The following is a 24,260-nucleotide window of genomic DNA, read 5'->3' on the forward strand; positions in this document are numbered from 1 at the left end:
GCCATGTCGCGCGCCCCCCGTTCCGTACCCAGCCACGCCCGCCGCAAGAAGGTCCTGAAAGCCGCCAAGGGCTTTTATGGCCGCCGCAAGAACACCATCACCTCGGCCAATGCCGCGGTCGATCGTTCGCTGCAGCACAACTATATCGGCCGCAAGGAGAAGAAGCGCAATTTCCGCGCCCTCTGGATCCAGCGCATCAACGCCGGCTGCCGCCTCTATGGCCTCACCTACAGCCGATTTATCAGCGGGCTCGCCAAGGCGGGCATCGAGATCGACCGCAAGGTCCTCTCCGATCTCGCGACGCACGAGCCCGAGGCCTTCAAGGCCCTGGTGGATCAGGCCGGCGGCGCCAGCGCGTAGTCAGCTTCGCGTCCACCCTCTGCAATTGTCGTCGTCGCCGGCCTTGTGCCGGCGACCCATAAATACCTCCGCCGATCGTGTTCATGGGTGGCCGCCACAAGGGTGGCCATGACGGATGGGAAAGTGGATTCGATCATGACCGACATTCGAACTCTCGAACGCGACGTCCTCGCCGCCATCGCCGCCGCGCCGGACGAAGCCGCGCTCGAACATGTCCGCGTTTCCGCCCTCGGCAAGAAGGGCTCGATCAGCGAGCTCCTGAAGACGCTCGGCGGCATGACCGCGGATGAGCGCAAGGTCAACGGCCCGCTGTTCAACGGCCTGCGCGACAAGGCCGGCGCCGCCATCGCCGCGCGCAAGATCGAACTCGGCGACGCCGCGCTGAACGCGCGCCTGGCCGGCGAGACGGTCGATGTCACCCTGCCGCCGCGCCCGAGCCCGCAAGGCTCCATCCATCCCGTCTCCCAGGTGTTCGACGAGATCACCACCATCCTCGGCGATCTCGGCTTCACCGTCGGCGAAGGCCCCGATGTCGAATACGACGACTACAATTTCACCAAGCTGAACATCCCGCCCGATCACCCGGCGCGGCAGATGCAGGACACGTTCTATCTGGCGAAGCAGGCGGACGGCAGCCAGCACATCCTGCGCACCCACACCTCGCCGGTGCAGGTGCGCACCATGCTCAAGCAGAAGCCGCCGATCCGCGTCGTCGCGCCCGGGCGCACCTATCGCGTCGATTCCGATGCCACGCATTCGCCGATGTTCCACCAGTTCGAGCTCTTGGTGATCGACAAGGACATCCATCTGGGTCATCTCAAATGGACCATCGAGGAGTTCTGCAAGGCGTTCTTCGAGGTCGACAAGGTCGAGCTGCGCGCCCGGCCGAGCTTCTTTCCCTTCACCGAACCCTCGGTGGAATGGGACCTGCGCTGCGACCGCTCGGTGCCGGGCAGGATCACCTTCGGCCAGGGCAATGACTGGCTGGAGCTCGGCGGCTCCGGCATGGTGAACCCCAAGGTGCTGGAGATGTGCGGCCTCGATCCCGACGTGCACCAGGGCTTCGCCTTCGGCGGCGGCATCGACCGGCTCGGCATGCTGAAATATGGCATCCCCGACATCCGCTCCTTCTTCGAATCCGATTTGCGCTGGCTGCGCCATTACGGCTTCGCGGCGCTCGACATGCCGACCCTCGACGGAGGGCTCAGCCGATGAAATTCACCCTCTCCTGGCTCAAGGAGCATCTTGCGACCGACGCCGACGCGGCGACGATCGCCGACAAGCTCACCTCGATCGGCCTCGAAGTGGAATCGGTGGAAGACGCCGGCGCGCGGCTGAAGGATTTCGTCGTCGGCGAGGTCCTCACCGCCGAGAAGCATCCCAATGCCGACAAGCTGCGCCTCTGCACCGTGAACGCGGGCGACGCCGCGCCGCTGCAGATCGTTTGCGGCGCGCCGAATGCGCGGGCGGGGATCAAGGTCGTGCTGGCGCGCCCGGGAACGGTGATCCCGGTGACCGGCGAGGCACTCAAGGTCGGCACCATCCGCGGCGTCGAATCGCGCGGCATGATGTGCTCCGCGCGCGAGCTTCTGCTCGGCGAGGATCACGACGGCATCATCGAACTGCCGGCCGACGCCAAGGTCGGCGAGCCGGTGGCGAAGGCGCTCGGCCTCACCGATCCGGTGATCGACGTCAACCTGACGCCCAATCGGGGCGACGCGGCCGGGGTCTACGGCATCGCGCGCGATCTCGCCGCGTCGGGCCTGGGCACGCTCAAGGACGGCTCGGTCGCGCCGGTGCCGGGCGCATTCCCCGCGCCCAAGACCATCACGCTCGATTTCGATGCCGCGAGCAAGGACGCCTGCCCGCTCTTCGCCGGCCGGCTGGTGCGCGGCGTCAAGAACGGCCCCTCGCCCAAATGGGTGCAGGACCGCCTGAAGGCCGTGGGCCTTCGGCCGATCTCGGCGCTGGTCGATGTCACCAATCTCTTGTCGCTCGACCGCGCCAGGCCGCTGCATGTGTTCGACGCCGACAAGCTGACCGGCAATCTCCACGCCCGCCTCGCGAAAGACGGCGAGCAATTGGAAGCGCTGGACGGCAAGACCTACACGCTCGATCCGCAAATGACCGTCATCGCCGACGACGCGGCGGCGCGCGGCATCGCCGGCGTGATGGGCGGCGAGGACAGCGGCTGTTCGGAAACGACGGTCAATGTCTTCATCGAATCGGCCTATTTCGATCCGATCCGCACCGCGCGGACCGGTCGCAAGCTCGGCATCGTGTCGGATGCGCGCTACCGCTTCGAACGCGGTGTCGATCCGCAATTCGTCGTGCCGGGCCTCGAACTCGCCACGCGGCTCATCCTCGACTGGTGCGGCGGCGAGCCGTCGGACATCGTCGTCGCCGGCGAAGTGCCGGCGTGGCAGCGGACCATCGCGTTCGACCCCGCCTATGTCGCGCGCCTCGGCGGCATCGACGTGTCCAAGGCGGAAACGGTTTCGATCCTGACCCGCCTCGGCTTCGCGGTCGAAGACGGCGCACCGCTGAAGGTCACGCCGCCGTCCTGGCGCGGCGATGTTCACGGCAAGGCCGATCTGGTGGAAGAGGTCGTGCGCATCCACGGCCTCAACAAGGTGCCGTCGGCGCCGCTCTCCCGCGCCAATCCCGTCGCCAAGCCGACGCTGACGCCGGCCCAGCGCCGCACCCGCATCGTGCGTCGCACGCTGGCGGCGCGCGGCTTCAACGAGACGATCGGCTTCTCGTTCATTCCGCGCGCCCATGCCGCGCTGTTCGGCGGCGGCGACGCCGCGCGCCAGGTGGAGAACCCGATCGCCGCCGATCTCGACGCGCTGCGCCCCAGCGTGCTGCCCTCGCTGCTGGCCGCCGCCCAGCGCAATGTCGCGCGGGGATTCCACGATTTGATGCTGTTCGAGGTCGGCGCCCAGTTCGACAGCGGCATGCCCGAGGCCCAGGCCACGGTCGCGGCCGGCATCCGCACCGGCGAAGGCGTGCGGAGCTGGACCAGGTCCGCCCATCCCGCCGACGCGTTCGATGTGAAGGCCGACATGCTGGCCGTGCTCGAAGCCGCCATGGGCGCGGCGATGACCGCGCCGGTGAAGGCGAACGCGCCGTCCTGGTATCATCCGGGCCGCTCCGGCACGCTGGCGCTGGGGCCGAAAGTGCTCGCCACCTTCGGCGAGGTCCATCCCAAGGTCCTGGCGGCGTTCGACCTCAAGGGCCCGGTCGCGGCGTTCGAGGTCATCCTCGACGCCATCCCGGAGTCCAAGGCGAAGGGCAAGGCCCGCGCCGTGTTCGCGCCCTCGCCCTATCAGGCGATCGAGCGCGATTTTGCGTTCCTGGTGGACGCGAAGGTCAGCGCCGACGAAGTCCTGCGCGCCGCTAGGGGCGCCGAGCGCAACCTGATCGAGCAGGCGACGCTCTTCGACGTCTATGAAGGCAAGGGCGTGCCGGACGGCCAGAAATCGCTGGCCATCGCCATCCGCATCCAGCCCAGGGACAAGACGCTGACCGATCCCGAGATCGAGGCGCTGGCGCAGAAGATCGTCGCCGCCGTCGCCAAGGCCACCGGCGCGGTGCTGCGGACATAAGTTTCCGCGCGGGGAACCGCACATTGCGGCGCCGTGCCCGGCCGATTGCCGATTCAGGGCCAATTGTGGCGGGTTTGCCGCATTCCTGCCGCGATCCCGCTTAACTACATTTTTACCATGTCTCGGCGTGGGGACACTCTCGCGCGCCGACGCTGCTGGGGGCCATGATGGTCGCTTATCTTCCGAAAAACGACGACACCTATGCCGTGCCCGCGCGCCGCAAGAAGCTGAGCCACGAGCTGTTCCACGGCCTGTCGCCGGAGGAATTCGACCGCGAGGCCAGATCGCTCGCCGACGCGCAGGCGATGACGCCGCAAGTCCGCGCCCGCCTCGAAGCGCAGCTTGTCGAGCGGCTCAAGACCCCGATCGACATCCCGTCCTGGGGCCCCGACTGGGTCAAGCGCGGCGAGCGCGTCTCCGCCGCCAACCAGCACCGCCGCAAGGGCGCCTTCGTGGGCTGGTTCGGCAAGAAGGATGAAGACGACGGTGATGAAAACGAGGATACGACGCCCGATCCCTTGAGCGCGGTGGAGCGCGACGATTCCGACATCATCATGCGCAACATGGAGAAGAGCCGCCAGGTCGCGCATTACCGTCCGCTTTATATCGCCGTGGTGGCGATCGCCGTGGCGATCGCGCTGCTCGCGATGTTCGTGGACTACCAGATCATCCGCGGCGATGTGTGGACGCGTGCGCTGTCGAACGAATTCATGGTCGTGCCGGACAGCCTGCAGAGCACCGTGATCTTCAAGAGCCTGCAGGTCATCTTCGCGGTCTTGATTGTGCATTTCTTCCTGAAGATCACCGGCGTCTACGGCCGCAACACGATGATCGCGACCGCCTTCGTGATGGCATTGGTGATGATCGGCTGCCTCGGCTATCTCGTCGCCTACAACAACATGGCGGGCGGCACTTCGGCCACGCTGGAGCAGCCGCGCGAGGACGGCGCGAGCGGCGGCGGCAGCAATTCCATCGACGCGCTGTTCACCGCGCCCAAGCCGGCGGCCTCCGACCCGCGCATGGCGACGCTGACGCCGGCCTCGGACGGCGTCTCGCTCGGCCTGCCGAAACTGTCGACGGCCTCGCTGGCGGCGGCCGATTCCTGGTTCTGGCTCGCCTTCGCCTCGGTGATCTTCTTCATCGTGACCACGGTGGCGGCGCTCTACATGCTCACGGTCGAGAACAATGTGCGCAATCTCCACATCGCGCGCGACTACAAGCACCGCCAGCGCCAGTTCGCCCAGCTCCATCTGCTGCAGCTCGCCGACAAACGCGCCCCGATCACATGAAGCTCCTGCTCGCGGCGGTCACGGCGATCGGGCTCACCGGCGGCGGCGTCCTGGCCGTGCACGCGGCGCGCGACGCCGACAGCGTCATGGCCTCGCTGAACGACGAAGCGGCGATCCCGGCCCAGCGCCTCGTCATCGGGCTCGACATCTCCAAGTCCAACCCGCTGGTCGACGACCAGCAATTCGCCAGCAAGGTCGCCGCCCGCATCGCCAATATCGTGCGCGGGCTGGGCATGGCGTCGGAAGTGCATGTGCGCACCTTCGGCAGCTACGATGCCTCGTCGAACAATTTCTATTACGACGCGCTGATCTCGGCGCGGAACCGGCCCGAGCACGTCGCCGGCGAAATCCGGAAGCTGATCGCCGGCACGCCCTATCTGGTGAAAAGCGGCAAATGGCGCTCGCAGGACAACACCAACATCCTCGCCTTCCTCGACAATGTCGCGCAGAGCATCGGCTGCGCCAGCCTGCCGACCACCGTCGTGCTCGCCTCCGACGGCATCGAGGATTCCGAATATGTCCGCCTCCAGCATTCCGGCGCGCATCTGCCGCCGCCCGACGGACGGCCCTTTCGCGGCTGTGTCGAGATGGAGATCCTGGGCATCGGCCAGGGCACCGGAAGCCCGGTCGAAACCATCCGCCTGCGCTCCGAATGGAGCCGGTGGGCCTTGGCCTCCGGCTTTGGCCGCTTTGTCGGCCTGAACGACTGGTAGGCGGCGGCGCTCAGCGATAGTTGAAGCTGATCGAGATGCGCGGCTTTCGCGAATCGTTCTGCGGCACGTCGTGGCGCAGCCAGCTCTCCCACAGAAGCAGCGTGCCCGGCCCGGGCGCGAGGGTGACGAACGGCTTGTCGCGCGCGCTCTGCCGCTTCACCGGCGCGGCCATCATCAGGGGCAGGCGCGGATCCTCGAAGCGGATCGCGCTCGCGCCCTTGGGCAGCGACACGTAATAGGTCCCGCTGATCGCCGAATGCGGATGGATATGCGCGCCATGCACCGCGCCCGGCTCCATGACGTTCAGCCACAGGCTGTCCAGCGTCAGTCGCGTGCGCGCGAACTGCAAGTCGCGCGCGAAACGGCGGACATGTGGATCGATCCGCGCGACCAGCTCGGCGAATTCCGGGGCGCGCAACGGCAGGTCGTCGAGCGAGGCGTAAGACGTATAGCCGCGATAGCCATGCTCCTTGGCCCAGCGCCGCCCGGCCAGATCCTCGCGCGCGATGGCGAGGCAGACGCGCGCCAGTGCGGCGTTGGGGCCGGCCGGCAATTGCGCCTTGTAGATCTGCGTCGCGAAATAGGATTTCGCCATTCAGATCGCCGGAAAGAACAGGGCCGCGAGCAGCAGGACGATCGCCAGAAGCGAGACCAGCCAGACCAGCGTCCGCAATCCCGGCACGCCGAAGCCGTAGAGCGGCAGATAGACGATGCGCGCCGCCAGATAGATCTCGCTGCCCCACACCGTCGCCCAATTGTGCCGCCCCGCCAGCGCCAGGAGGATCACGACCACCGCGAAGAACGGAAACGTCTCCATGAAATTGCGAGAGGCGCGCTCCAGCCGTCCGGCGACCTTGCTCACCGGCGGCGGCGGCTCGTCGCGCGCCCCGACATTCCATTTGAGGCCGCGCTGGCCGTTGCCGGTGCGCGCCGCGATCAGGATCTGGAACAGCCCCAGCGCCACGGCAAGCGCCAGCATCGTGAATTCCGTGCCGAGACCGCCCAGCGACGGCGCGAAAACCGGCAGAGCGTGGATGAATGACATGCGAGCCCCCTCGTTTGGCGCCAAGCCTAGCCGGTTGGCGGCGCCCGCTCCATGCCGGCGGGCGGCGAAAACGACGACGATTACATTTGCGCCATGATCGCGCCGGACGGCCAAGCCCTAATCCTTAGTGGTTCGTTGACGTCGTTTGTGCGATCTTGCCTCCGTCGCCGAAGGGGAACATCCGATGCGCGCACTGCTTCCGATTGCCGTTGTGGGTTTGCTGGGCTTCGCGCTTTCCGGCTGCATCGCCTATGACGTCGCGAGCGCCGGCGTCGGCGTGGCGACGACCGTGGTCAGCACCACCGTCCATGTCGCCGGCAGCGTCGCCAAGGGCGCGGCCGACACCGTCAGCGGTTCCGACGATGACGACGATTCCGACCATCACCATCATCACCACAGCGATGACGACGACGGCGACAAGTAAGTCCTAGAAATTATCCTTCCGCTTGCGCATCTCGGCGAACACCTCGACGTCGCTCGCATCGGCCAGTCCCAGCGATTGGCGGATCTCGGCCGAGCCGGGCCGCAGGAACGGATTGGTCTTCTTCTCGAGCCCGATGGTCGACGGGATGGTCGGCGCCCCCTTGGCGCGCAGGGCCTCGACCTCGCGCATGCGCCGCGCCAGCGCCTCGTTCTTCGGCTCCAGCGTCAGCGCGAAACGGCCATTGCTCAGCGTGTATTCATGGCCGCAATAGACCCGCGTCGCGTCGGGCAGCGTCATCAGCTTGGACAGGCTCGTCCACATCATCGCCGGCGTGCCCTCGAACAGCCGGCCGCAGCCCATCGCGAACAGCGTGTCGCCGGTGAACACCGCGTCGTCGAACACGAAGGCGATATGGGCGCGGGTATGCGCCGGGATCTCCAGCACCGGCACCGCGCGCGCGCCGAACGACCAGGCCGCGCTTTCGCCGACGCCCTCGTCGATGCCCGGAATGCGTTCGCGGTCCTTCTCCGGTCCCACCACCCTGGCGCCGAATTGTTCCTTGAGCGGCAGGTTCCCGCCGGTGTGATCGAAATGGTGATGGGTGTTCAGGATATGGGACAGTGTCCAGCCGTGCCGCGACAGCGCCTGGCGCACCGGCTCGGGCTCGGAAGGATCGACCACCGCCGTCAGCTTCGCATCCGCGTCATGGACCAGATAGGCGTAATTGTCCTTCAGGCACGGAACGAGTTCGATCTCAAGCGCGGCCATATTGTTGTCCTTTTGCGCGAATACGGACCCTAACAGCGGGGTCGCGCGCGTTGAACCGGACGCGGCGTCGCGCTAGGCAAAGAGCATGCAACTTGATGCCGCAGACTTGGCGGATTTCTACGAGGCGCCGCTGGGCCTTTTGACGCGGCGCATCGTAGCGCGGCAATTGCGCGTCCTGTGGCCGTCGGCCAAGGGCGCCTGCCTGCTTGGCTATGGATTTGCCGTGCCTTATTTGAGGCAGTTCCAGGCCGAGGCCGAACGCGTCGTCGCGCTCATGCCGGCGCAGCAGGGCGTCGTCGCCTGGCCGCCTGCCCGTTCCTTGACCGCGCTCGGCGATGAGGCAGCCTTGCCTTTCCCCGACGCCTTCTTCGATCGCATCCTCGTCGTGCACGGTCTTGAAGGCGCCGATGGCGCGCGTCCCCTGCTGCGCCAGCTCTGGCGCGTGCTGGCGCCGGAAGGTCGCCTGCTGCTGGTCGCGCCCAACCGCACGAGCCTGTGGGCCCAGCTCGACCGCTCGCCGTTCGGCGTCGGCCGGCCGTTCAGCCGCGGCGAGCTCGACCGGCTGTTGCGCGGCGCCCTGTTCGAACCGCTGGCCTGGGACCGCGCGCTCTACATGCCGCCGTTCCGCGGCCGCCGCCTCGTCGGCACCGGGATGGGCTGGGACCGCATTCTCAAGCGGATCGCGCCGGGCACCGCCGGCGTGCATCTGGTCGAGGCCGGCAAGACCTTCTACGGCAGCGCACCGGTGCGCGTCGGCAAGACGGTTCCGCAATGGGCGCCGGCGCGCGAGGCGCAGGCCACGATGCGCGGCGAACGTTAACGTCTTGACGTCGGTGACATCGGCGTCACCGTTCTCGCCGCCGGCGCGGTACGCTAGTGCGAACCGCATCCGATTTTCGCGTAGCGGGCATGCGTCGGCGCGGATGCTTCGTCCCATGCGCGTTTGTCGCGGGAAACGCGCGTATCGGCGCGCGGGCGTAACCGGAACGTCATCACTCTAACAGATGCGTGATCGTAGCCCTCTTACATTCGTCATGGTCTTCCCCCAAATGCACTGAACCGGCCGAGTGCCGGTTCAAAACAGGAGGATGCGATGAATCTCACGAAATATGTGGTCTCGGCCGCGGCGCTGTCGGTGATGCTGGGTACCGCCGCCTACGCGCAGACCGACGAGCCCGCCACCGCCATCGGCTGCCTGCACCTGCAGAAGAAGGTGTCGGCCGCGCTCGATGCGAATCAGCAGTCGCCGAACTATTCCACCGCCAAGACCCGCGCCCGCGATGCCGCCAGCTTCTGCGCGCACGGCGTCTACAAGATCGGCGTCGACGGCTATTCCAAGGCGCTCGACCTTCTCGGCGCCAGCTAAAGGACGTGATGGCGAGCGGGTGCCCCCGCTCGCTCGCCGTCAATCCTTCTTCAACAGAAAGATCGCGCCGTCCGCCAGGATGTTCGGGCCCCAGGATTCGGCCCGCATCGCGCTCGAGCGGCCCTTCTCGTCCAGCGCCAGCGCGCGCTCGATCTTCGCGCCCATCTCCCGCGCCAGCCCGAGGAAATCGGCGATGGTGCACAGATGGATGTTCGGCGTGTCGTACCAGTGATAGCTCAGCGCGCGCGTCCGCGGCATGCGGCCGTGAACGACAAGCGAGGCGCGCACCCGCCAATGGCCGAAATTCGGCAGCGAGATCACGGTGCGCCGCCCGATCCGCAGGAGATGGCCCAGCACCTCCTTGGGATTGCGCGTCGCCTGGATCGTCTGGCTCAGGATCGCCACGTCGAACGCGCCGGACGGATATTCGCCAAGGTCGGTGTCGGCATCGCCCTGCATCACCGGCAGGCCGCGCGCCACGCAGGCGTTCACGTTCTGCTGCGACAGCTCGATGCCGCGCCCGTCCACGCCCTTGGTGGTCGAAAGAACTTCCAGCAGCGCGCCGTCGCCGCAGCCGACGTCGAGCACCCGCGCGCCCAGGGGGATCATCTCCGCGATCGCCGCCAGATCGGGGCGCAGCGCCGCCGTCATGCGCCCACCGAGACCGCGACCGAATTCAGAAAGCCGCGGATGGTCGCGAACATCTCCGGCTCGTCGAGCAGGAAGGCGTCGTGGCCGCGGTCGGTCGCGATCTCCACGAAGCTGACGGTGGCGGCGCTGGCGTTCAGCGCGTGCGCGACATGCTTGTTCTCCGCGGTGGGGAACAGCCAGTCGCTGGTGAAGGAGACGATCAGGAAACGCGCCTTGGCACCGGCGAAGGCCGCCGCGAGCACCCCGCCATGCTCGGCGGCGATGTCGAAATAGTCCATCGCGCGCGTGATGTAGAGATAGGAATTGGCGTCGAAGCGGTCGACGAAGGCGATGCCCTGGTGGCGCAGATAGGACTCGATCTGGAAGTCCGGCCCGAAGCCGAACGAGATCCGCTCGCGATCCTGCAATTCGCGGCCGAATTTGCGCTGCAGCGCGGCCTCCGACAGATAGGTGATGTGCGCCGCCATGCGCGCAACCGCCAGGCCCTTCGAGGGCTGCACGCCGTGGAGTTGATAGGTGCCGTTCTTCCAGTCCGGATCGGCCATGATCGCCTGGCGGCCGACTTCGTGGAAGGCGATGTTCTGCGCCGAATGGCGCGCCGCGCAGGCGATCGGCACCGCCGAGACCACCCGGCCGGGAAATTCCGCCGCCCATTGCAGCACCTGCATGCCGCCCATCGAGCCGCCGATCACGCTCAGCACCTTCTCGATGCCGAGCGCGTCGAGCAGCATGGCCTGCGCCCGCACCATGTCGCGGATGGTGACCAGCGGGAAGTCGAGGCCGTAGGGCCGGCCCGTCGCCGGCGAGATCTCCGCCGGTCCCGTCGTGCCCATGCAGCCGCCGAGCACGTTGGAGCAGATGACGAAGAACCGGTCGGTATCGATCGGCTTGCCCGGCCCGACCATCGTGTCCCACCAGCCCTGCTTGCCGGTGACGGGATGGGCCGAGGCGGCGAACTGATCTCCGGTCAGCGCATGGCAGACCAGCACCGCGTTCGATTTGTCGGCGTTCAGCGTGCCATAGGTCATGTACGCCACGGTCAGGGGCGCGACGGTCTGGCCGCAATCCAGCGTCAGCGGCGCGTCGAAAGTGATCGCGTGGCCGATATCGGCGTCGGTGTCGGCCACCGGACGCAGGAATTTCGGATTTCCGACTCCCGCCATTCGCCTCTCTTTTCGCGGCCAGCCTTGACCCAGGGGCGGTTTTGCTAAGGCCAGCGGCCGGCGGTGTCAAACCCGCGCTTTGATTTTGCGCCGCGCCGCCCTTATCAATACCGCCCCTTCGGCCAGCCGGCGGGGGCGTTTCCTGTAAAACAAGGATAAATACGAATTCCGCCGATGCCGCCGCGCAAGCCATCACAAGACGATCTGCCCGCCCGCCTGGACGCCCTGGACGACAAGATCCACGACCTCCTGATCAAGCGCGCGCAGATCGCCACCGCGATCTCGCCGGCCGAGCAGGCCGTGCGCCTGCGCCGCCTCGTGGGCCGGCACAAGGGCAGCCTGCCGCTCGCCGCCTTGCTGCGCATCTGGCGCGAGATGATGGCGGCCCAGGCGCCGGCGGGCCGCACCATCCATGTCTATGCCGCCGACCGCGCCGGCCAGTTCCGCGATCTGGCGCGCGATCTGTTCGGCTCGCTGGTGACGATGAAGGGCCATCTGTCGGCGACCGCCATCGTGCACGAATGCTCCGGCGATCCGGCCGCCTTCGGCGTCGTGCCGCCGCCGGAAAGCGACGAGAACGCGCGCGCCTGGTGGGCCCAGCTCACCCCGGCCGGGCAGGCCGGCCCGCGCGTGGTCGCCACCCTGCCGCTCGTCGGCGCCGAGCAGCCCGCCGCCTATGTCATCGGCACGCTGGAGCCCGAGCCGAGCGGCGACGACACCACGCTGGTGATGCTGGAAGCGGGCGACGGCCTCAGCCTCACCAAGCTGCAATCGCTCCTGAAGCTGGGCGGGTTCGACGCCCGCCTGCTGGCCGTCAGCCGCGATTCGACCAACAGCGCGGTCCGCTATCACCTGCTCGACGTCGCCGGCTTCGTGCAGCCCGGCGATTCGCGGCTCGGCGTGCTGATGGAGCAGGGCGGCGAGGGCATCCTGCGCACCGCGATCGTCGGCTGCTATGCCAATCCGCTCACCGGAGTTCCCGCGCCATGACGCTCACGCCCCGTCCCGGCATCCTCGATATCGTGCCCTATGTCGGCGGCCGCGCCGAAGTGACGGGTGTGGCGAAGACCTACAAGCTGTCGTCCAACGAATCGGCGCTCGGCGCCAGCCCCAAGGCGATCGAGGCTTTCCTGTCGGCGGCGCACGGCCTGGACATCTATCCCGAAGGCAGCGCCAAGCACCTGCGCGAGACGATCGCGCAGCATTACGGGCTCGATCCGGCGCGCATCGTCTGCGGCAACGGCTCCGACGAGATCCTGACCCTGCTGGCGGCGGCGTATCTTCGACCCGGCGACGAAGTGCTGTTCAGCGAGCACGCCTTCCTCGTCTATCGGATCGCGGCGCTCACCAACAGCGCCAGGCCGATCTCGGTGCCGGAGAAGAACCTCACGACCGATGTCGATGCCCTGCTGGCGGCGGTGACGCCGAGGACGCGGCTGGTCTATCTCGCCAATCCGAACAACCCGACCGGCACCTATCTTCCGCACGACGAGGTGCGCCGGCTGCAGGCGGGGCTTCCGGCCGACGCGCTGCTCGTCATCGACGCGGCCTATGCCGAATATGTCCGCCGCAACGACTACGAAACGGGGATCGAAATGGTCTCGCGCTTCCCCAATGTCGTGATGACGCGGACTTTCTCGAAGATCTATGGCCTCGCGGGCCTGCGAGTCGGCTGGTCCTATTGCCCGGCGGACGTGGTGGACGTCCTCAACCGCATCCGCGGTCCGTTCAACGTCTCGGTGCCGGCGCAGCGCGCCGCGGCGGCGGCGCTGACCGACAGCGCCCATCTCGAAACCAATTTCGCGCACAACGAGAAATGGCGCGCCTGGCTGACCGACGCGATCCGCAAGCTCGGCCTGCGGGTCGACGACAGCGTCGCCAATTTCGTGCTGATCCATTTCGCCGACGCGGCAACGGCGAAGGAGGCGGACGACTTCCTCTCGCGGCGCGGCGTCATCCTGCGCGGCGTGGCGAGCTATGGCCTTTCGCAGTGCCTGCGGCTCAGCGTGGGGCCGGAAGAGGGCAATCGCGCCGCCGTCGCCGCGCTGGCCGATTTCGTGAAAGCCAGATGAAGAAGCCCCTGTTCGACCGCGTCGCCGTGCTGGGCTTCGGCTTGCTCGGCTCGTCCGTGGCGCGGGCGATGCGGCGCGGCGGCGTCGCCGGTCATATCGTGGCGCACGACCGCCGCGACGCGCTCGCCGTCGCGCGCAAGCTCAAGCTCGCCGACAGCTACGCCGCGACGCCGGCGGCGGCGGTGCGGGGCGCCGATCTGGTGATCCTGGCGACGCCGGTCGGCGCCTATGGCGCGCTCGCCAGGGCCTTCGCGTCCAGCCTGAAGTCGGGCGCCATCGTCAGCGATGTCGGCTCGGTCAAGGGCTCGGTGATCGCCGATGTCGCGCCGCATCTTCCCAAGACCGTGCATTTCGTGCCGGCCCATCCGGTCGCCGGCACCGAACAGTCCGGCCCCGCCGCCGGCTTCGCCGAGTTGTTCGACGGCCGCTGGTGCCTGCTCACCCCGCCCAAGGGCACCGACAAGCGCGCGGTCAAGGCAATGCGCGCCTTCTGGGAACGGCTCGGCAGCAAGGTCGAGACGATGGACGTCAAGCATCACGATCTGGTGCTCGCGGTCACCAGCCATGTGCCGCATCTGATCGCCTACAACATCGTCGGCACCGCCGACGATCTGAAGAGCGTGACCGAGGGCGAGGTGATCAAATACTCTGCCGGCGGCTTTCGCGATTTCACGCGCATCGCGGCCTCGGACCCCACGATGTGGCGCGACGTGTTCCTCAACAACAAGGACGCGGTGCTCGAAGTGCTGGGCCGCTTCAGCGAGGATCTGAGCGCCTTGCAGCGTCAGATCCGCTGGGGCGACGGCGATGCGCTGTTCAAGCTGTTCACGCGTACCCGCGCAATCCGCCGCGGCATCGTCGACGCCGGCCAGGACAGCGCCGCGGTGAATTTCGGCCGCACGCCCGCGCCGGTGGCGGAGAAGAAGACGCGTAAGCGCTGATCAATACAGCGGCTCTTCCGTCGTCGCGGGTTCGCCGCCGACGGTGACGATGCCGCCGTGAAAGCCGACCACAGCACCCAGCAGTCCCGCTTGGTTGCTCCCGCCGACCGCCGCGCGGTCGAGCAACGCCGCCGCGATGCCGTCATTCGGATTGCCGCGCGCGCCATGGCGGCGGGCATTGTCGAGCAGCGTCTCGATGCCGGCGATCTTGAAATCCAGCAAGCCGTCCACCGCATGCGCCGCATCGAGCGCGAGGCGGCCCTTGCCCATCGCGCTCAGCCCCTTCCACGAAATCTCCAGATCGTTCACCGCCAGCGCGCCATTCGCGGCGCGGAAGGTTTCGAGCGCGCTCACCCAATCGGTCAGGCCGGCGCGCAACCCGTCGAACGCCCGCGCCGGCGCGGCGGCGGCGCTGAGCTTCACCGACACGATGTCCGGGCCGAACAAAGACGTCAGCCGTGGCGACAGATGCACGCCGTCGGCGGTGGCGAAGAGATCGAGCACGGTGCCGCCCGGCGCGATCCGCGCGTGAAGCTGCACCCGACCCGCCGTCAGCGCCGGCGAGCCGAAGCCGACAAGGTCGAGATCGAAACGCGACAGCCCGCGTTCGCCCGCGATGGTGCTGGCGTGCAGGTCGCCGACCTCGAACGGCATCGCATGCGCCTTGCCCGCGAGATCGGTCCAGCGCAGCGCCTGCCGCCCCGCCGCCTCGTAGATGAACTGCTCGCGGCCATAGGTCAGGCCGTGCATCGCGAATTTCTCGCTCGCCCAGGACGCAGGCCCATGCGGCGTCTTCACCGTCAGGCTGAAGTCCTGGAACACGACATCGAGGTTGAACGGAAAGCCGCTGACGCTCTTCGACTTGAAGCTGAGCGTCACGCCGGGCATCGCCTCATGCCCGTTCATCGCGTCCAGCCGCGCCGACAGCGCGCCCGCGACCACCCACCAATAGACGCCGGTCGCCGCCGCGAGCGACAGGAACAGCGCCAGCGGCGCATAGAGAAAGAACCGGCTGGAATATTTCATGGGCCGCGAACCTGGTGTCCTGAATCAGACGTTCATCGCATTAAAAGGAGGTGTCATGGCCCGCGAATGCGGGCCACCCAGGTGACATCTGCTCTGGCAGTGCAGGTTTCAGCTGGGTGGCCCGCATTCGCGGCGGATGACAGTGATTGGTGCGAAATTTCAACTTGGGACATTAGACGGTTTTGAGCGCGGATTGCGGGAACAGGATGTCGCGTACCTCGCCGAGCCGTGCCTGCCGCGCCAGTTCCCGTTCGAGCTTGCCCCGCCGCGCCTTGCTCAGCGTCAGCCGATTCTCCATCCACAGCGCCTTGACCGCCAGGGCGTCCTTCGCCCGCTCCGCCTTCATGTCGATGCGGCCGACAAAGCGGTCGCCCTCCAGCAGGGGGAAGACGTAGTAGCCATAGGTCCGCTTCGGTCCGGGCGTGAACACCTCGAGCCGATAGTCGAAGCCGAAGATGCGCTCGACCCGCGCCCGGTCGCGCAGCACCGGATCGAACGGCGACAGCACCCGCAGCCGCGAAGTCGGCGCCGGCAGGTGCGCCACCTGCGCTTCGATGTCGGGCCGCGCCACGGCATTGAAGCCGCGCAGGCCGGGCGCGCCCTCCAGCGTCACGTCGATCAGCCGGCCCTTCTTCTTTTCGCCCTCGATCCATTTCGCCGCCTCGGGGATGGAGGCATGGCCCCAGAAATCCGCGATCATCCGCGCCGTCCCGGCGCCCAGCCGGTCGAGCGCCGCGTTGTGCGCCCAGTCCAGCGTCTGCAGCCGCGTCGGCCGCGCCGTGCGCAGATCCTTCGCGATGACGCGCTCGGACAGATCGTAGATCTTCTCGAACCCGTCGCGCGCCAGCACCGCGAGCTCGCCGGTGCGCCAGAGATATTCGAGCGCCGCCTTGGCCGGCCCCCAGCCCCACCACGGCCCGGTGCGTCCGCCCAGATGCGCGAAGTCGCGCGCCCGCGACGCGCCGTGCTGTTCGATGTGCCCGCGCACCACGTCCAGCACCTTGTCGTCGCCATAGCGCTCGCGCCACGCCGCGACATTGGCCTTGCTCCTGGCGAAGCGGTGGCGCCAATGCGGATAATGCTCCAGCGGGATGAGCGAGGAATCGTGCGTCCAGTGCTCGAACAGCGCCGGCGCCTTGGCCTGCAGCCGATCGAGATGGCGCGGCCGATAGCCGGTGTGGCGCGAAAAGAGAATGTGATGATGCGCCCGCTCGACGATCTTGATCGAATCGAGCTGCACATAGCCGAGCTTGCCGATCAGCGGCGCCACCGCGGCCGCCCCGCCCGCCTGTCGCACGCCCGAAAGCCCATGCCGCGCCAGGATCAGCGCGCGGGCTTTTTCGTTGGGGATGTGGAAAGGCTTGTTCAATGGCCTATCGCTTCGCTGCTTGAGGCCATCTCACCCGCAACGCGAATAGCCGCACGACACGCAGGATTCGCAGCCTTCGAGCTTGACCAGGCTGGGCGAGCCGCAGCGCGGGCAGAACCGCGCCGGCGCGCCTTCCGCGGCCACCGCCACGGCGCGGCGCTCGCTCGCCATCAGGGCCTCGCCATGCGGCGCGATGAAGCCGGTGTCGATCATGTGCTTCTCCAGCACCTCGCCGATCGCCGCCATCAGCGAGGGCACATAGCGCTCGCCGCTCCATTGGCCGCCGCGCGGATCGAAGATCGCCTTCAATTCGTCCACCACGAAGGACACGTCGCCGCCGCGCCGAAACACCGCCGAGATCATCCGCGTCAGCGCCAACGCCCAGGCATAGGCCTCCATGTTCTTGGAGTTGATGAACACCTCGAACGGGCGCCGGCGTCCGTCCTTCTCGATGTCGTTCACCGTGATGTAGAAGGCATGGTCGCTGTCCAGCCATTTGATCTTATAGGTCTGGCCGATCAGCACGTCGGGCCGGTCGAGCGGCCGCGTCATGTAGACGACCCCGCCCGTGCTCTCGCGCGGCCGCGCCGCCGGCACCGGCGCAATCTCCTCCGCCGCCTCGGGCGCCGCCGCTTCCAGCACCGCGCCCGTCACCGCGTTGGGCCGATAGGTCGTGCAGCCCTTGCAGCCCAGCTCATAGGCGCGGGCATAGACGTCCTTGAACGCCTCGAAGGAGATGGAAGCCGGCACGTTGATCGTCTTGGAGATCGAGCTGTCGATATGGCGCTGCGCTGCCGCCTGCACCGCGAGGTGGTCCTCGGGCGCGATGGTCTGCGCCGTGACGAAATAATCCGGCAGCGCCGCTTCCTCGCCGAAGCGGGCGCGGAAGGCGCGATAGGCATAGTCCTCGACCGCCTCGGTGGTGTGGCTGCCGTCGGGCTGCAGCACGCGGCGGGTATAGCTATAGGCGAACACCGGCTCGACGCCGCTCGACACATTGCCGGCGAACAGCGAGATCGTGCCGGTCGGCGCGATAGAGGTCAGAAGCCCGTTGCGGATGCCGTGTTTGGCGATGGCGCCGCGCACCTCCTGCGGCAGGCGCAGGGTGAAGGGCCGGTTCAGGAACTCGTGCGCGTCGAACAGCGGAAAGGCGCCCTTCTCGGCGGCCAGTTCGGCGGAGGCGAGATAGGCCGCGTCGCTCAGCGCCGACAGCCAGGCATCGATCAGCGCCACGCTCTCTCGCGAACCATAGCGCGTGCGGCAGAAGATCAGCGCGTCGGCGAGGCCGGTGACGCCGAGCCCGATGCGCCGCTTGGCTTTGGCTTCCGCCTGCTGCTGCGGCAGCGGGAAGCGCGACACGTCGATGGCGTTGTCGAGCATGCGCACGGCGACCTTGGTCAGCCGCGCCAATTCCTCGATATCGAGATGCGCATCCTCTTCGAAGGGCTGCTTCACCAGCTTGGCCAGATTGATCGACCCCAGCAGGCACGCGCCGTAAGGCGGCAGGGGTTGCTCGCCGCAATTATGCGCCCACAGGCCGTCGGCATCGAAAGCGTTCAACCCGGGAATGGCGGCGTCGAAGACCTCGGCCTCGCCGTCGGCATGGATCGACTCGACGGTCGCGCAAAACCGTTCCCGATTGAGGGCGCGGCGATAATTCGCCACCGCCATCGTCAGCCGCGACGCCTTGTCGGAATCGGAAAATCCGACGCGTTCGGCGAAGACCGGCAGATTGTCGCCGGAAATGACCAACTCATGTTGTGCCATTGTCGCATAGGCTTTGCTGCCGCCTTTGCCATCGGGCAAATCCCGTTCGCCTTCCGGCCGCCGGTTGCGATAGATGACGCTGGCGATGCCCAGCCGCAGCAACATGCGTTGCACGGCTTCCAGACGTTCGAGATCGCTCTGGCTCAGCCGCACGCTCACGCCTTTATCCTGCGCGCCTTGCACGCTGCCATCGGCGTCGAAGAAGCCGCGCAGGAAGGCGGCATGGAAGGCGCTGGAGCGGCGCTCCAGCGCCGGCGAAATCCGCTTGTTGCCCGGCGCCATGCCGGCGTCGAGCGCCAGTCTTTTAAGGGCGCCCGTCGCCAACCGATATTCGCCACGACCTGGCACTTCCAGCCAACCGGCAAAATCGCTCCGATGCGGCATCCGCGATGCCGCCTCGAACGCCGCGTCCATCACACCGCGAACGCCGCTTTGCAGGTCTTCGCCGTTGACCGCGCGCGCGCCCGGCCATACCGAAAGAACGGCCTTGTCCGCCTTCAATGTTCCATCGCCCACGAGAAGACCGAGCAGATAGCCCTCGTCGCGATCCGTCGGCGCATGCCCAGGATCGCCCCATGCCGCGATGGCGCGATGGTCATGGAGCAGAACCTCGTCGCCCGTCTTCAGCGTGCCGGCCTCCGCCCAGATCCAATCGCTGGACCAGCGGGTCCGCCGCGTGACTTTCCGCACGCGATGATCGGCGGTGAGCCGGAGCGAATAGCCCTCGGCCGTCGTCAATCTGACGACGGGCTTCGTGCCGTTCGAAAAGAAACCGCGCGGATCGCTCGGCCAGGCGCGGCCTTCGGCCAACGCTTCGAACGGCTTGCCGACGAGTTCGCCGACCTGTCTTGGTCCCTCCGCCGTCGCGATCCAGCTATCGCCCGTGATGCACGGATTCGTCGCGGCTATCGTCTCGCAGTATCCGAGATTGTTTTCCGTGTTGATCCGGTCGATGAAGATCACGCCGGGCTCGGCGGTCTCGTAGGTCGCGCGCATGATGCGGTCCCACAGATCGCGCGCCCGCACGCTGCGATAGACCGCGCCGCCGAACTTCAGGTCCCACGGCGCGTCCGCCTTCACCGCGTCCATGAACGCGTCGCTCACCAGCACCGAGAGATTGAAATTGGTGAGGTGTCCCGCCTCGCGCTTGGCGTCGATGAAGGTTTCGATGTCGGGATGGTCGATCGCCAGCGTCGCCATCATCGCGCCGCGCCGGCTGCCGGCCGACATGATGGTGCGGCACATCGCGTCCCACACTTCCATGAACGACACTGGGCCCGAAGCATCGGCGCCCACGCCCTTCACGGCGGCGCCCTTGGGACGCAGCGTCGAGAAATCGTAGCCGATGCCGCCGCCCTGCTGCAGCGTCAGCGCCGCCTCGCGCACGGCGCAAAAGATGCCGTCCATCGAATCCTCGATGGTGCCCATCACGAAGCAGTTGAAGAGGGTCACCGACCGGTCGGTGCCGGCGCCCGCCAGGATGCGTCCGGCGGGCAGGAAGCGGTGTCCCGCCAGCGCCTGGGCAAAGGCTAGCGCCTGCGCGCCGCGCTTCTCCGGGGCTTCCGCGGCGGCGGAGGCGAGGGCGACACGCGCCCAGGTGTCGGCGAAATCGCCGTCCACGGGTGTGCCGTCCGGCTGTTTCAGCCGGTATTTCATGTCCCAGATCTGGCGGGAAATATCGCTCATGGCCTCGTCCCAGGGGCCCGCGTGGCGGGCTACACAGCTAACGCTTTGGGACTTGAAAATCAAGGTTTGTTCGCGGAACGTTCCGACTTGGTTACCGGCTGTTGCGCCGGTCGAGCTGCGCCTGTCCTTCGGCGATCAGCAGGTTCGTCGCCCCCTCGATGGCGCCCTCCAGGCGGTCCATGAAGTCGCGCCGCTTCAGCCCGGCCGGGATGGTCGGCAGGAATTCGACCACGATGGTGCCCTTCTTCTTCAGGAACCCCACCGGCCCCGTCCAGAACAGGCCCGAATTGAGCGCCACCGGCACGCAGGGCACGCCGAGCTGGCCGTAGAGCGCCGCCACGCCCGGCTTGTAGTCCGGCGGCGCGCCGGGCTTGACGCGGGTGCCCTCGGGAAAGATCGCGATGCTGCGTCCGGCGGCCAGCTCGCGGCGCGCGGCGGCGGCCATCTTGCGCAGCGCGTTCGCCTTGCCCTCGCGGTCGATCGCGATCATCCGCGCCTTGGTGATGTACCAGCCGTAGAACGGCACATATTGCAGGCTCTTCTTGAGCACGATGGCCGGATCGTCGAGCAACAGGTAGATCGCCATCGTTTCCCACATGCTCATATGCTTGAGCGCGATGAGGACGCCGTTGGGCGGCAGCGTGCCGCGCACCTCGAAGCGCACGCCGGCGAACACGCGCAGGCCCCAGAAATTGATCGCCACCCAGCGCCGTGCCATCCACGCCGTGATCCTGCGCGGCAGGACCAGCGCCGGCAGGAAGCCGACCGCCAGCACGGCCGTCACGAGGGAAAACCAGACGATGAAGATCGTCGAGCGGAGGATGGTCATATATGAAGAATCGCCCGGGCCCAGGTTTCAAGCCTTGCCGGGCGCCGTGCTGTGGTCAACCGCGGTCATCACAAAGCTTGCGACGTATTTCAAGTACTCGTTGTGCAGCAGGTGCAGCGTGCCGGGATGCCACCACGCCGCCATGTCCACGCCGGCCGGCTCGACCGGATAGGCGATCAGCGTCACGCCCGGCATCATCGCATGGAACAGGCGCAGGCTGCGCGGCATGTGATAGCTCGCGGTGACGACGATCAGGCTCTTGAAGCGATGCCGCGCCGCCCATTCGGCCGCTTCTTCCGCATTGCCATAAGTGTCCTCCGCCGCATAGCCGATATCGGCGCAGCACGCGAAGCGCCGCCCGCCATTGGAAATCTGCTTCAGCTCCTCCTTGCTGGAGGCCTTGTTGGCGCCCGAGATCAGGAGCCGCTTGCCGACACCGCCCTCGAACAGCGCGACGGCCGCGTCGACCCGCGCGTCGCCGCCGGTCAGCGCCACGATGCCGTCGGCCTTCAGCGCCTGTGTCGGGCGCACCGGCAGCGTCGCGACGAACAACAGGAAGCCCGCGACATAGATCGCGACCAGTCCGCCCAGGATCTGCACAACGCGCATGGCCATGACTCTATATAGTTAGGCGCGAATCCGGGCAAAAAGCGGGCGGTCAGTAGATCTCGCGCACCGCCGCCAGCACCGAAAGCCGCGCCGTCGCCCAGGCGATCAGCGTCGCGATCACCGGAACCGCCGCGAGCCACGCCGCCTCGTCGAGCTTCAGCGCGACCGGCGGCAGGAACGGCACCGCCTCCACGCCGGCGAATTCCAATCCGCCCGCCGCCAGGAACAGAAGCGCCGCGACCAGCGCGCCGGCCGCGCTGGCGCCCAGCGCCGCCAGGGCATAGTGCCGCTCGAAGGCGCGCGCGATGAACAGGGCATGCGCCCCCATCTGGTGCAGCAACTGCACCATGTCGTGCTGCGCCTCCAATCCGGCGCGCGTCGCGAAGGCGACGATCGACGCGGTGGCGACCGCGATCAGCACGAGGATGCCGGTGGCGCTCCACACGATCGTATCGGCCAGGCCTTTCAGCCGCGCGATCCAGCGGCCGTGATCGTCGAGCTGCGTGTCGGGCGCCGCCCGCTTCAGCCGCGCCGCGAGGCCGGCAATGTCGACCGCCGCGCCCGGCACGAGGACGGCATCGATCAGTTTGGGCAGCGGCAGTTCGGCGACCAGCGCGCCCTTGCCCAGCCAGGGCTCGACCAGGCTCTGCATCTCGGCGTCCGACAGCGGCGCGGCATGCGCAATGCCCGGTGTCGCGCGCAGCACGGCGAGCGCGCCTTCCGTCTCGCGCTGCAATGTGTCGTTCACCTCGCCCTGCGACGGCACCAGGATCTGCACCGTCAGCCGGTCCGAAAGTCCGGCGCGCCAGCCCAGCGAGGCGCGCTCCGCCACCAGCGAGGCGCCGAGCGCCAGCGCGGCGAGAAACGCCATCACCCCCGATCACCAGGTCGAGCGGCGCCGCGCCCTTCTCGCGCGGCATCAGGCGGCGCGACGAGCGGCTCATGCCCGCACCGCCGTGCGCAGTTCGACGAGCCGCCCGTCCACCAGCCGCATCTCGCGCGCCTTGGTGCTTTCGATCAGGGCGCGGTCATGGGTGGCGATCAGCACCGTGGTGCCCAGCCGGTTCAACTCGCCGAACAGGCGGATCAGCCGCGCCCCGATCTCCGGATCGACATTGCCGGTCGGCTCGTCGGCGATCAGAAGGTCGGGCCGGGCCACCACGGCGCGGGCGATGGCGATGCGCTGCTGCTCGCCGCCGGACAGCGTCGCCGGCCTGGCGTTCATCCGGTCGCCCAGCCCCACCCAGGAAAGGAGTTCCTCCACGTCGTGCTCGTATTCGCCCTCGTGCCGCCCGGCCAGGCGCAGCGGCAGCGCGACATTGTCGAACGCCGACAGATGCGCCAGCAGGCGGAAATCCTGGAACACCACGCCGATGCGCCGGCGCAGGGCGGGAAAGTCGGACCGCCTGGCGGTCGCCATGTCCTGGCCGAACAGGGTGATCAGCCCGCGCGACGGCGGCTCGGCCAGGTAGATCAGCTTGAGCAGGGTGGTCTTGCCGGCGCCCGACAGGCCGGTCAGGAAGGTGAACGACCCCGCCTCCAGCACGAAGGTCACGTCGCGCAGCACCTCCGGACCGGAGCCGTAGCGCATGCCGACATTTTCGAAGCGTACCATGGGCTTGGACCATATCGGGCGGGCCCGCGCCTTGCGAGGGCTCTGGCCTTAAAGGTATTTTCGTCTCAACCGGAGACACTCCTTGATATGATTCTGACCTGCCCACAATGCGCGACGCGCTATCAGACGGACGCGGCGAAGTTTCCCGCCGCCGGCCGCAATGTGCGCTGTGCCAAATGCGGTCACGTCTGGCACCAGATCGGCCCGGCGCCCGAGCCCGATCCGGAAGCCGAGATCGAGGTGCACGAGCCTCCTCCTCCTCCACCGCCGCCGCCCGAGCCGGCGAGCATTGCGGCGCAGCCCCGCGTCGCGGCTTTCGCGCCGACGCCGGTGACGGTCGCGCATGCGGCGGAAGACGTTCCGGCCGCCGCGCCGCGCCGCGGCGCGCCATGGCTCGGCCGCGCCGCGGTCGTCGCCGGCTGGGTCCTGCTGGTCGGCTTGATCCTGGTGATCGGCGTGGCGGCCGTGCGCTTCCGCGACAATGTCGCGACCTGGCTGCCGCAGACATCGTCGTTCTACGCCGCCGCCGGCCTGCCGGTGAATCCGCGCGGCATCGATTTCACCGACGTGGCGCAGTCGCTCGGCACCGAGGACGGCCAGCAGGTTCTCGCCGTCACCGGCCGCATCGTCAACCGCAGCAATCACGAACTGAGCGTGCCCCTGGTGCGCGTCGGCCTGCTCGATCTGGACAGCCACGAACTTTATCACTGGACCTTCGTGCCGGGCGTTTCGACGCTGAAGCCGGGCGCCTCGGCGAAATTCCGCACGCGTCTCTCCAGCCCGCCCGCCGGCACCCACGACATCGAACTGCGCTTCGCGGGCGCGGGGGAATAACTTTCCTCTCCCGCTTCGCGGGAGAGGACGCAAAAGCTTGCACTTAGCGGAGCACTTGCGGAGCACTTGCGGAGCTAAGTGCTTAGCTTTTGCTGGTGAGGGCCGCGCGACAGGCCCTCACCCGA

The 24,260-nt window shown here is 67.7% G+C and carries 24 protein-coding genes; 12 read left to right on the forward strand and 12 right to left on the reverse strand.

The genetic code is table 11. The features are described from left to right. The first annotated feature begins 3 nt into the window (after positions 1 to 3). From rplT to WDM86_11455, 5 genes are all read left to right on the forward strand, one after another. Entirely contained in the window at positions 4 to 360 is a 357-nt protein-coding gene (rplT, locus tag WDM86_11435) for a 50S ribosomal protein L20 (GenBank protein MEI9990641.1), read from the forward strand. A gap of 135 nt (positions 361 to 495) precedes the next feature. Further along, entirely contained in the window at positions 496 to 1,575 is a 1,080-nt protein-coding gene (gene pheS, locus WDM86_11440) for a phenylalanine--tRNA ligase subunit alpha (protein MEI9990642.1), read from the forward strand. Then, entirely contained in the window at positions 1,572 to 3,968 is a 2,397-nt protein-coding gene (pheT, locus tag WDM86_11445) for a phenylalanine--tRNA ligase subunit beta (GenBank protein ID MEI9990643.1), read from the forward strand. Before pheS ends, pheT begins: the two co-directional genes overlap by 4 nt. Before the next feature lie 167 nt (positions 3,969 to 4,135). Further along, positions 4,136 to 5,257 (forward strand): hypothetical protein, encoded by a 1,122-nt coding sequence (locus WDM86_11450; GenBank protein MEI9990644.1) that lies wholly within the window; start codon positions 4,136 to 4,138, stop codon positions 5,255 to 5,257. Further along, a complete protein-coding gene (locus WDM86_11455; GenBank protein MEI9990645.1) occupies positions 5,254 to 5,970 on the forward strand; it encodes a hypothetical protein in 717 nt (238 codons plus the stop codon). The genes WDM86_11450 and WDM86_11455 overlap by 4 nt, the downstream gene beginning before the upstream one ends. A 10-nt stretch (positions 5,971 to 5,980) precedes the next feature. Here WDM86_11455 and WDM86_11460 read toward each other — a convergent pair whose 3' ends face one another. Continuing rightward, positions 5,981 to 6,565: a TIGR02466 family protein gene (locus tag WDM86_11460; protein ID MEI9990646.1), complete on the reverse strand. Its 585-nt coding sequence runs from the start codon at positions 6,563 to 6,565 to the stop codon at positions 5,981 to 5,983. After that, positions 6,566 to 7,015 carry an MAPEG family protein gene (locus tag WDM86_11465; GenBank protein ID MEI9990647.1) on the reverse strand — a complete coding sequence of 150 codons (450 nt, stop codon included), beginning with the start codon at positions 7,013 to 7,015 and terminating at the stop codon, positions 6,566 to 6,568. It lies immediately after the preceding gene. 184 nt (positions 7,016 to 7,199) lie between these two features. Here WDM86_11465 and WDM86_11470 point away from each other — a divergent pair, with 184 nt between their 5' ends. Then, the gene (locus tag WDM86_11470; protein ID MEI9990648.1) at positions 7,200 to 7,439 is read left to right on the forward strand and encodes a hypothetical protein; all 240 of its coding nucleotides are present in this window, start codon (positions 7,200 to 7,202) and stop codon (positions 7,437 to 7,439) included. Between the two features lie 3 nt (positions 7,440 to 7,442). Here the strand turns inward: WDM86_11470 and gloB are convergent, their stop codons facing one another. Further along, positions 7,443 to 8,207, reverse strand: coding sequence for a hydroxyacylglutathione hydrolase (gene gloB / locus WDM86_11475; protein ID MEI9990649.1), 765 nt, complete (start codon positions 8,205 to 8,207; stop codon positions 7,443 to 7,445). An 85-nt stretch (positions 8,208 to 8,292) separates the two neighbouring features. Here gloB and WDM86_11480 point away from each other — a divergent pair, with 85 nt between their 5' ends. Continuing rightward, on the forward strand, positions 8,293 to 9,027 hold the full coding sequence (locus WDM86_11480; GenBank protein MEI9990650.1) for a methyltransferase domain-containing protein: 735 nt from the start codon (positions 8,293 to 8,295) through the stop codon (positions 9,025 to 9,027). A 273-nt stretch (positions 9,028 to 9,300) separates the two neighbouring features. Beyond that, positions 9,301 to 9,573, forward strand: a complete 273-nt coding sequence (locus WDM86_11485; protein MEI9990651.1) for a hypothetical protein — start codon at positions 9,301 to 9,303, stop codon at positions 9,571 to 9,573. 39 nt (positions 9,574 to 9,612) lie between these two features. Here WDM86_11485 and metW read toward each other — a convergent pair whose 3' ends face one another. Both metW and WDM86_11495 read right to left on the reverse strand, forming a co-directional pair. After that, positions 9,613 to 10,224, reverse strand: a complete 612-nt coding sequence (gene metW / locus WDM86_11490; GenBank protein MEI9990652.1) for a methionine biosynthesis protein MetW — start codon at positions 10,222 to 10,224, stop codon at positions 9,613 to 9,615. Continuing rightward, positions 10,221 to 11,387: a homoserine O-acetyltransferase gene (locus tag WDM86_11495; GenBank protein ID MEI9990653.1), complete on the reverse strand. Its 1,167-nt coding sequence runs from the start codon at positions 11,385 to 11,387 to the stop codon at positions 10,221 to 10,223. Before WDM86_11495 ends, metW begins: the two co-directional genes overlap by 4 nt. Positions 11,388 to 11,561: 174 nt before the next feature. Between WDM86_11495 and WDM86_11500 the strand changes: the two genes are divergently transcribed. Genes WDM86_11500 through WDM86_11510 form a run of 3 tightly spaced genes read left to right on the forward strand, consistent with a single transcriptional unit; the run spans position 11,562 to position 14,400 of the window. Beyond that, positions 11,562 to 12,377 carry a hypothetical protein gene (locus tag WDM86_11500; protein MEI9990654.1) on the forward strand — a complete coding sequence of 272 codons (816 nt, stop codon included), beginning with the start codon at positions 11,562 to 11,564 and terminating at the stop codon, positions 12,375 to 12,377. Then, entirely contained in the window at positions 12,374 to 13,459 is a 1,086-nt protein-coding gene (gene hisC, locus WDM86_11505; GenBank protein MEI9990655.1) for a histidinol-phosphate transaminase, read from the forward strand. Before WDM86_11500 ends, hisC begins: the two co-directional genes overlap by 4 nt. After that, positions 13,456 to 14,400: a prephenate/arogenate dehydrogenase family protein gene (locus WDM86_11510; protein ID MEI9990656.1), complete on the forward strand. Its 945-nt coding sequence runs from the start codon at positions 13,456 to 13,458 to the stop codon at positions 14,398 to 14,400. Before hisC ends, WDM86_11510 begins: the two co-directional genes overlap by 4 nt. On the opposite strand, the gene WDM86_11515 is transcribed toward WDM86_11510, so the two are convergent. From WDM86_11515 to ftsE, 7 genes are all read right to left on the reverse strand, one after another. After that, positions 14,401 to 15,426 (reverse strand): DUF2125 domain-containing protein, encoded by a 1,026-nt coding sequence (locus tag WDM86_11515; GenBank protein MEI9990657.1) that lies wholly within the window; start codon positions 15,424 to 15,426, stop codon positions 14,401 to 14,403. A gap of 172 nt (positions 15,427 to 15,598) precedes the next feature. Then, on the reverse strand, positions 15,599 to 16,795 hold the full coding sequence (locus WDM86_11520) for a crosslink repair DNA glycosylase YcaQ family protein (protein ID MEI9990658.1): 1,197 nt from the start codon (positions 16,793 to 16,795) through the stop codon (positions 15,599 to 15,601). Positions 16,796 to 16,825: 30 nt separating this feature from the next. Further along, the gene (locus WDM86_11525; protein ID MEI9990659.1) at positions 16,826 to 20,248 is read right to left on the reverse strand and encodes an LAGLIDADG family homing endonuclease; all 3,423 of its coding nucleotides are present in this window, start codon (positions 20,246 to 20,248) and stop codon (positions 16,826 to 16,828) included. Between the two features lie 91 nt (positions 20,249 to 20,339). Next, positions 20,340 to 21,077 carry a 1-acyl-sn-glycerol-3-phosphate acyltransferase gene (locus WDM86_11530; protein ID MEI9990660.1) on the reverse strand — a complete coding sequence of 246 codons (738 nt, stop codon included), beginning with the start codon at positions 21,075 to 21,077 and terminating at the stop codon, positions 20,340 to 20,342. Between the two features lie 27 nt (positions 21,078 to 21,104). After that, positions 21,105 to 21,692: a YdcF family protein gene (locus tag WDM86_11535; protein ID MEI9990661.1), complete on the reverse strand. Its 588-nt coding sequence runs from the start codon at positions 21,690 to 21,692 to the stop codon at positions 21,105 to 21,107. Between the two features lie 43 nt (positions 21,693 to 21,735). Continuing rightward, positions 21,736 to 22,557 carry a hypothetical protein gene (locus WDM86_11540; GenBank protein MEI9990662.1) on the reverse strand — a complete coding sequence of 274 codons (822 nt, stop codon included), beginning with the start codon at positions 22,555 to 22,557 and terminating at the stop codon, positions 21,736 to 21,738. A 69-nt stretch (positions 22,558 to 22,626) separates the two neighbouring features. Next, positions 22,627 to 23,301 carry a cell division ATP-binding protein FtsE gene (gene ftsE, locus WDM86_11545; protein ID MEI9990663.1) on the reverse strand — a complete coding sequence of 225 codons (675 nt, stop codon included), beginning with the start codon at positions 23,299 to 23,301 and terminating at the stop codon, positions 22,627 to 22,629. Positions 23,302 to 23,388: 87 nt separating this feature from the next. On the opposite strand from ftsE, the gene WDM86_11550 reads away from it, so the two are divergent. Next, positions 23,389 to 24,135 carry a DUF3426 domain-containing protein gene (locus WDM86_11550; protein MEI9990664.1) on the forward strand — a complete coding sequence of 249 codons (747 nt, stop codon included), beginning with the start codon at positions 23,389 to 23,391 and terminating at the stop codon, positions 24,133 to 24,135. Positions 24,136 to 24,260: the final 125 nt, after the last annotated feature.

The organism is Rhizomicrobium sp., assembly GCA_037200045.1.
Taxonomy (GTDB): domain Bacteria; phylum Pseudomonadota; class Alphaproteobacteria; order Micropepsales; family Micropepsaceae; genus Rhizomicrobium.

What these genes read in the sequence shown, in the direction of transcription:
- WDM86_11465 (MEI9990647.1), bottom strand. Translation starts at nt 7,015, where the DNA reads ATGTCATTCATCCACGCTCTGCCGGTTTTCGCGCCGTCGCTGGGCGGT.
- rplT (MEI9990641.1), top strand. Translation starts at nt 4, where the DNA reads ATGTCGCGCGCCCCCCGTTCCGTACCCAGCCACGCCCGCCGCAAGAAG.
- WDM86_11455 (MEI9990645.1), top strand. Translation starts at nt 5,254, where the DNA reads ATGAAGCTCCTGCTCGCGGCGGTCACGGCGATCGGGCTCACCGGCGGC.
- metW (MEI9990652.1), bottom strand. Translation starts at nt 10,224, where the DNA reads ATGACGGCGGCGCTGCGCCCCGATCTGGCGGCGATCGCGGAGATGATC.
- WDM86_11460 (MEI9990646.1), bottom strand. Translation starts at nt 6,565, where the DNA reads ATGGCGAAATCCTATTTCGCGACGCAGATCTACAAGGCGCAATTGCCG.
- WDM86_11480 (MEI9990650.1), top strand. Translation starts at nt 8,293, where the DNA reads ATGCAACTTGATGCCGCAGACTTGGCGGATTTCTACGAGGCGCCGCTG.
- ftsE (MEI9990663.1), bottom strand. Translation starts at nt 23,301, where the DNA reads ATGGTACGCTTCGAAAATGTCGGCATGCGCTACGGCTCCGGTCCGGAG.
- WDM86_11495 (MEI9990653.1), bottom strand. Translation starts at nt 11,387, where the DNA reads ATGGCGGGAGTCGGAAATCCGAAATTCCTGCGTCCGGTGGCCGACACC.
- WDM86_11535 (MEI9990661.1), bottom strand. Translation starts at nt 21,692, where the DNA reads ATGGCCATGCGCGTTGTGCAGATCCTGGGCGGACTGGTCGCGATCTAT.
- WDM86_11550 (MEI9990664.1), top strand. Translation starts at nt 23,389, where the DNA reads ATGATTCTGACCTGCCCACAATGCGCGACGCGCTATCAGACGGACGCG.
- WDM86_11540 (MEI9990662.1), bottom strand. Translation starts at nt 22,557, where the DNA reads ATGGCGTTTCTCGCCGCGCTGGCGCTCGGCGCCTCGCTGGTGGCGGAG.
- WDM86_11530 (MEI9990660.1), bottom strand. Translation starts at nt 21,077, where the DNA reads ATGACCATCCTCCGCTCGACGATCTTCATCGTCTGGTTTTCCCTCGTG.
- pheS (MEI9990642.1), top strand. Translation starts at nt 496, where the DNA reads ATGACCGACATTCGAACTCTCGAACGCGACGTCCTCGCCGCCATCGCC.
- WDM86_11500 (MEI9990654.1), top strand. Translation starts at nt 11,562, where the DNA reads ATGCCGCCGCGCAAGCCATCACAAGACGATCTGCCCGCCCGCCTGGAC.
- gloB (MEI9990649.1), bottom strand. Translation starts at nt 8,207, where the DNA reads ATGGCCGCGCTTGAGATCGAACTCGTTCCGTGCCTGAAGGACAATTAC.
- WDM86_11485 (MEI9990651.1), top strand. Translation starts at nt 9,301, where the DNA reads ATGAATCTCACGAAATATGTGGTCTCGGCCGCGGCGCTGTCGGTGATG.
- WDM86_11515 (MEI9990657.1), bottom strand. Translation starts at nt 15,426, where the DNA reads ATGAAATATTCCAGCCGGTTCTTTCTCTATGCGCCGCTGGCGCTGTTC.
- WDM86_11525 (MEI9990659.1), bottom strand. Translation starts at nt 20,248, where the DNA reads ATGAGCGATATTTCCCGCCAGATCTGGGACATGAAATACCGGCTGAAA.
- WDM86_11510 (MEI9990656.1), top strand. Translation starts at nt 13,456, where the DNA reads ATGAAGAAGCCCCTGTTCGACCGCGTCGCCGTGCTGGGCTTCGGCTTG.
- WDM86_11450 (MEI9990644.1), top strand. Translation starts at nt 4,136, where the DNA reads ATGGTCGCTTATCTTCCGAAAAACGACGACACCTATGCCGTGCCCGCG.
- pheT (MEI9990643.1), top strand. Translation starts at nt 1,572, where the DNA reads ATGAAATTCACCCTCTCCTGGCTCAAGGAGCATCTTGCGACCGACGCC.
- hisC (MEI9990655.1), top strand. Translation starts at nt 12,374, where the DNA reads ATGACGCTCACGCCCCGTCCCGGCATCCTCGATATCGTGCCCTATGTC.
- WDM86_11470 (MEI9990648.1), top strand. Translation starts at nt 7,200, where the DNA reads ATGCGCGCACTGCTTCCGATTGCCGTTGTGGGTTTGCTGGGCTTCGCG.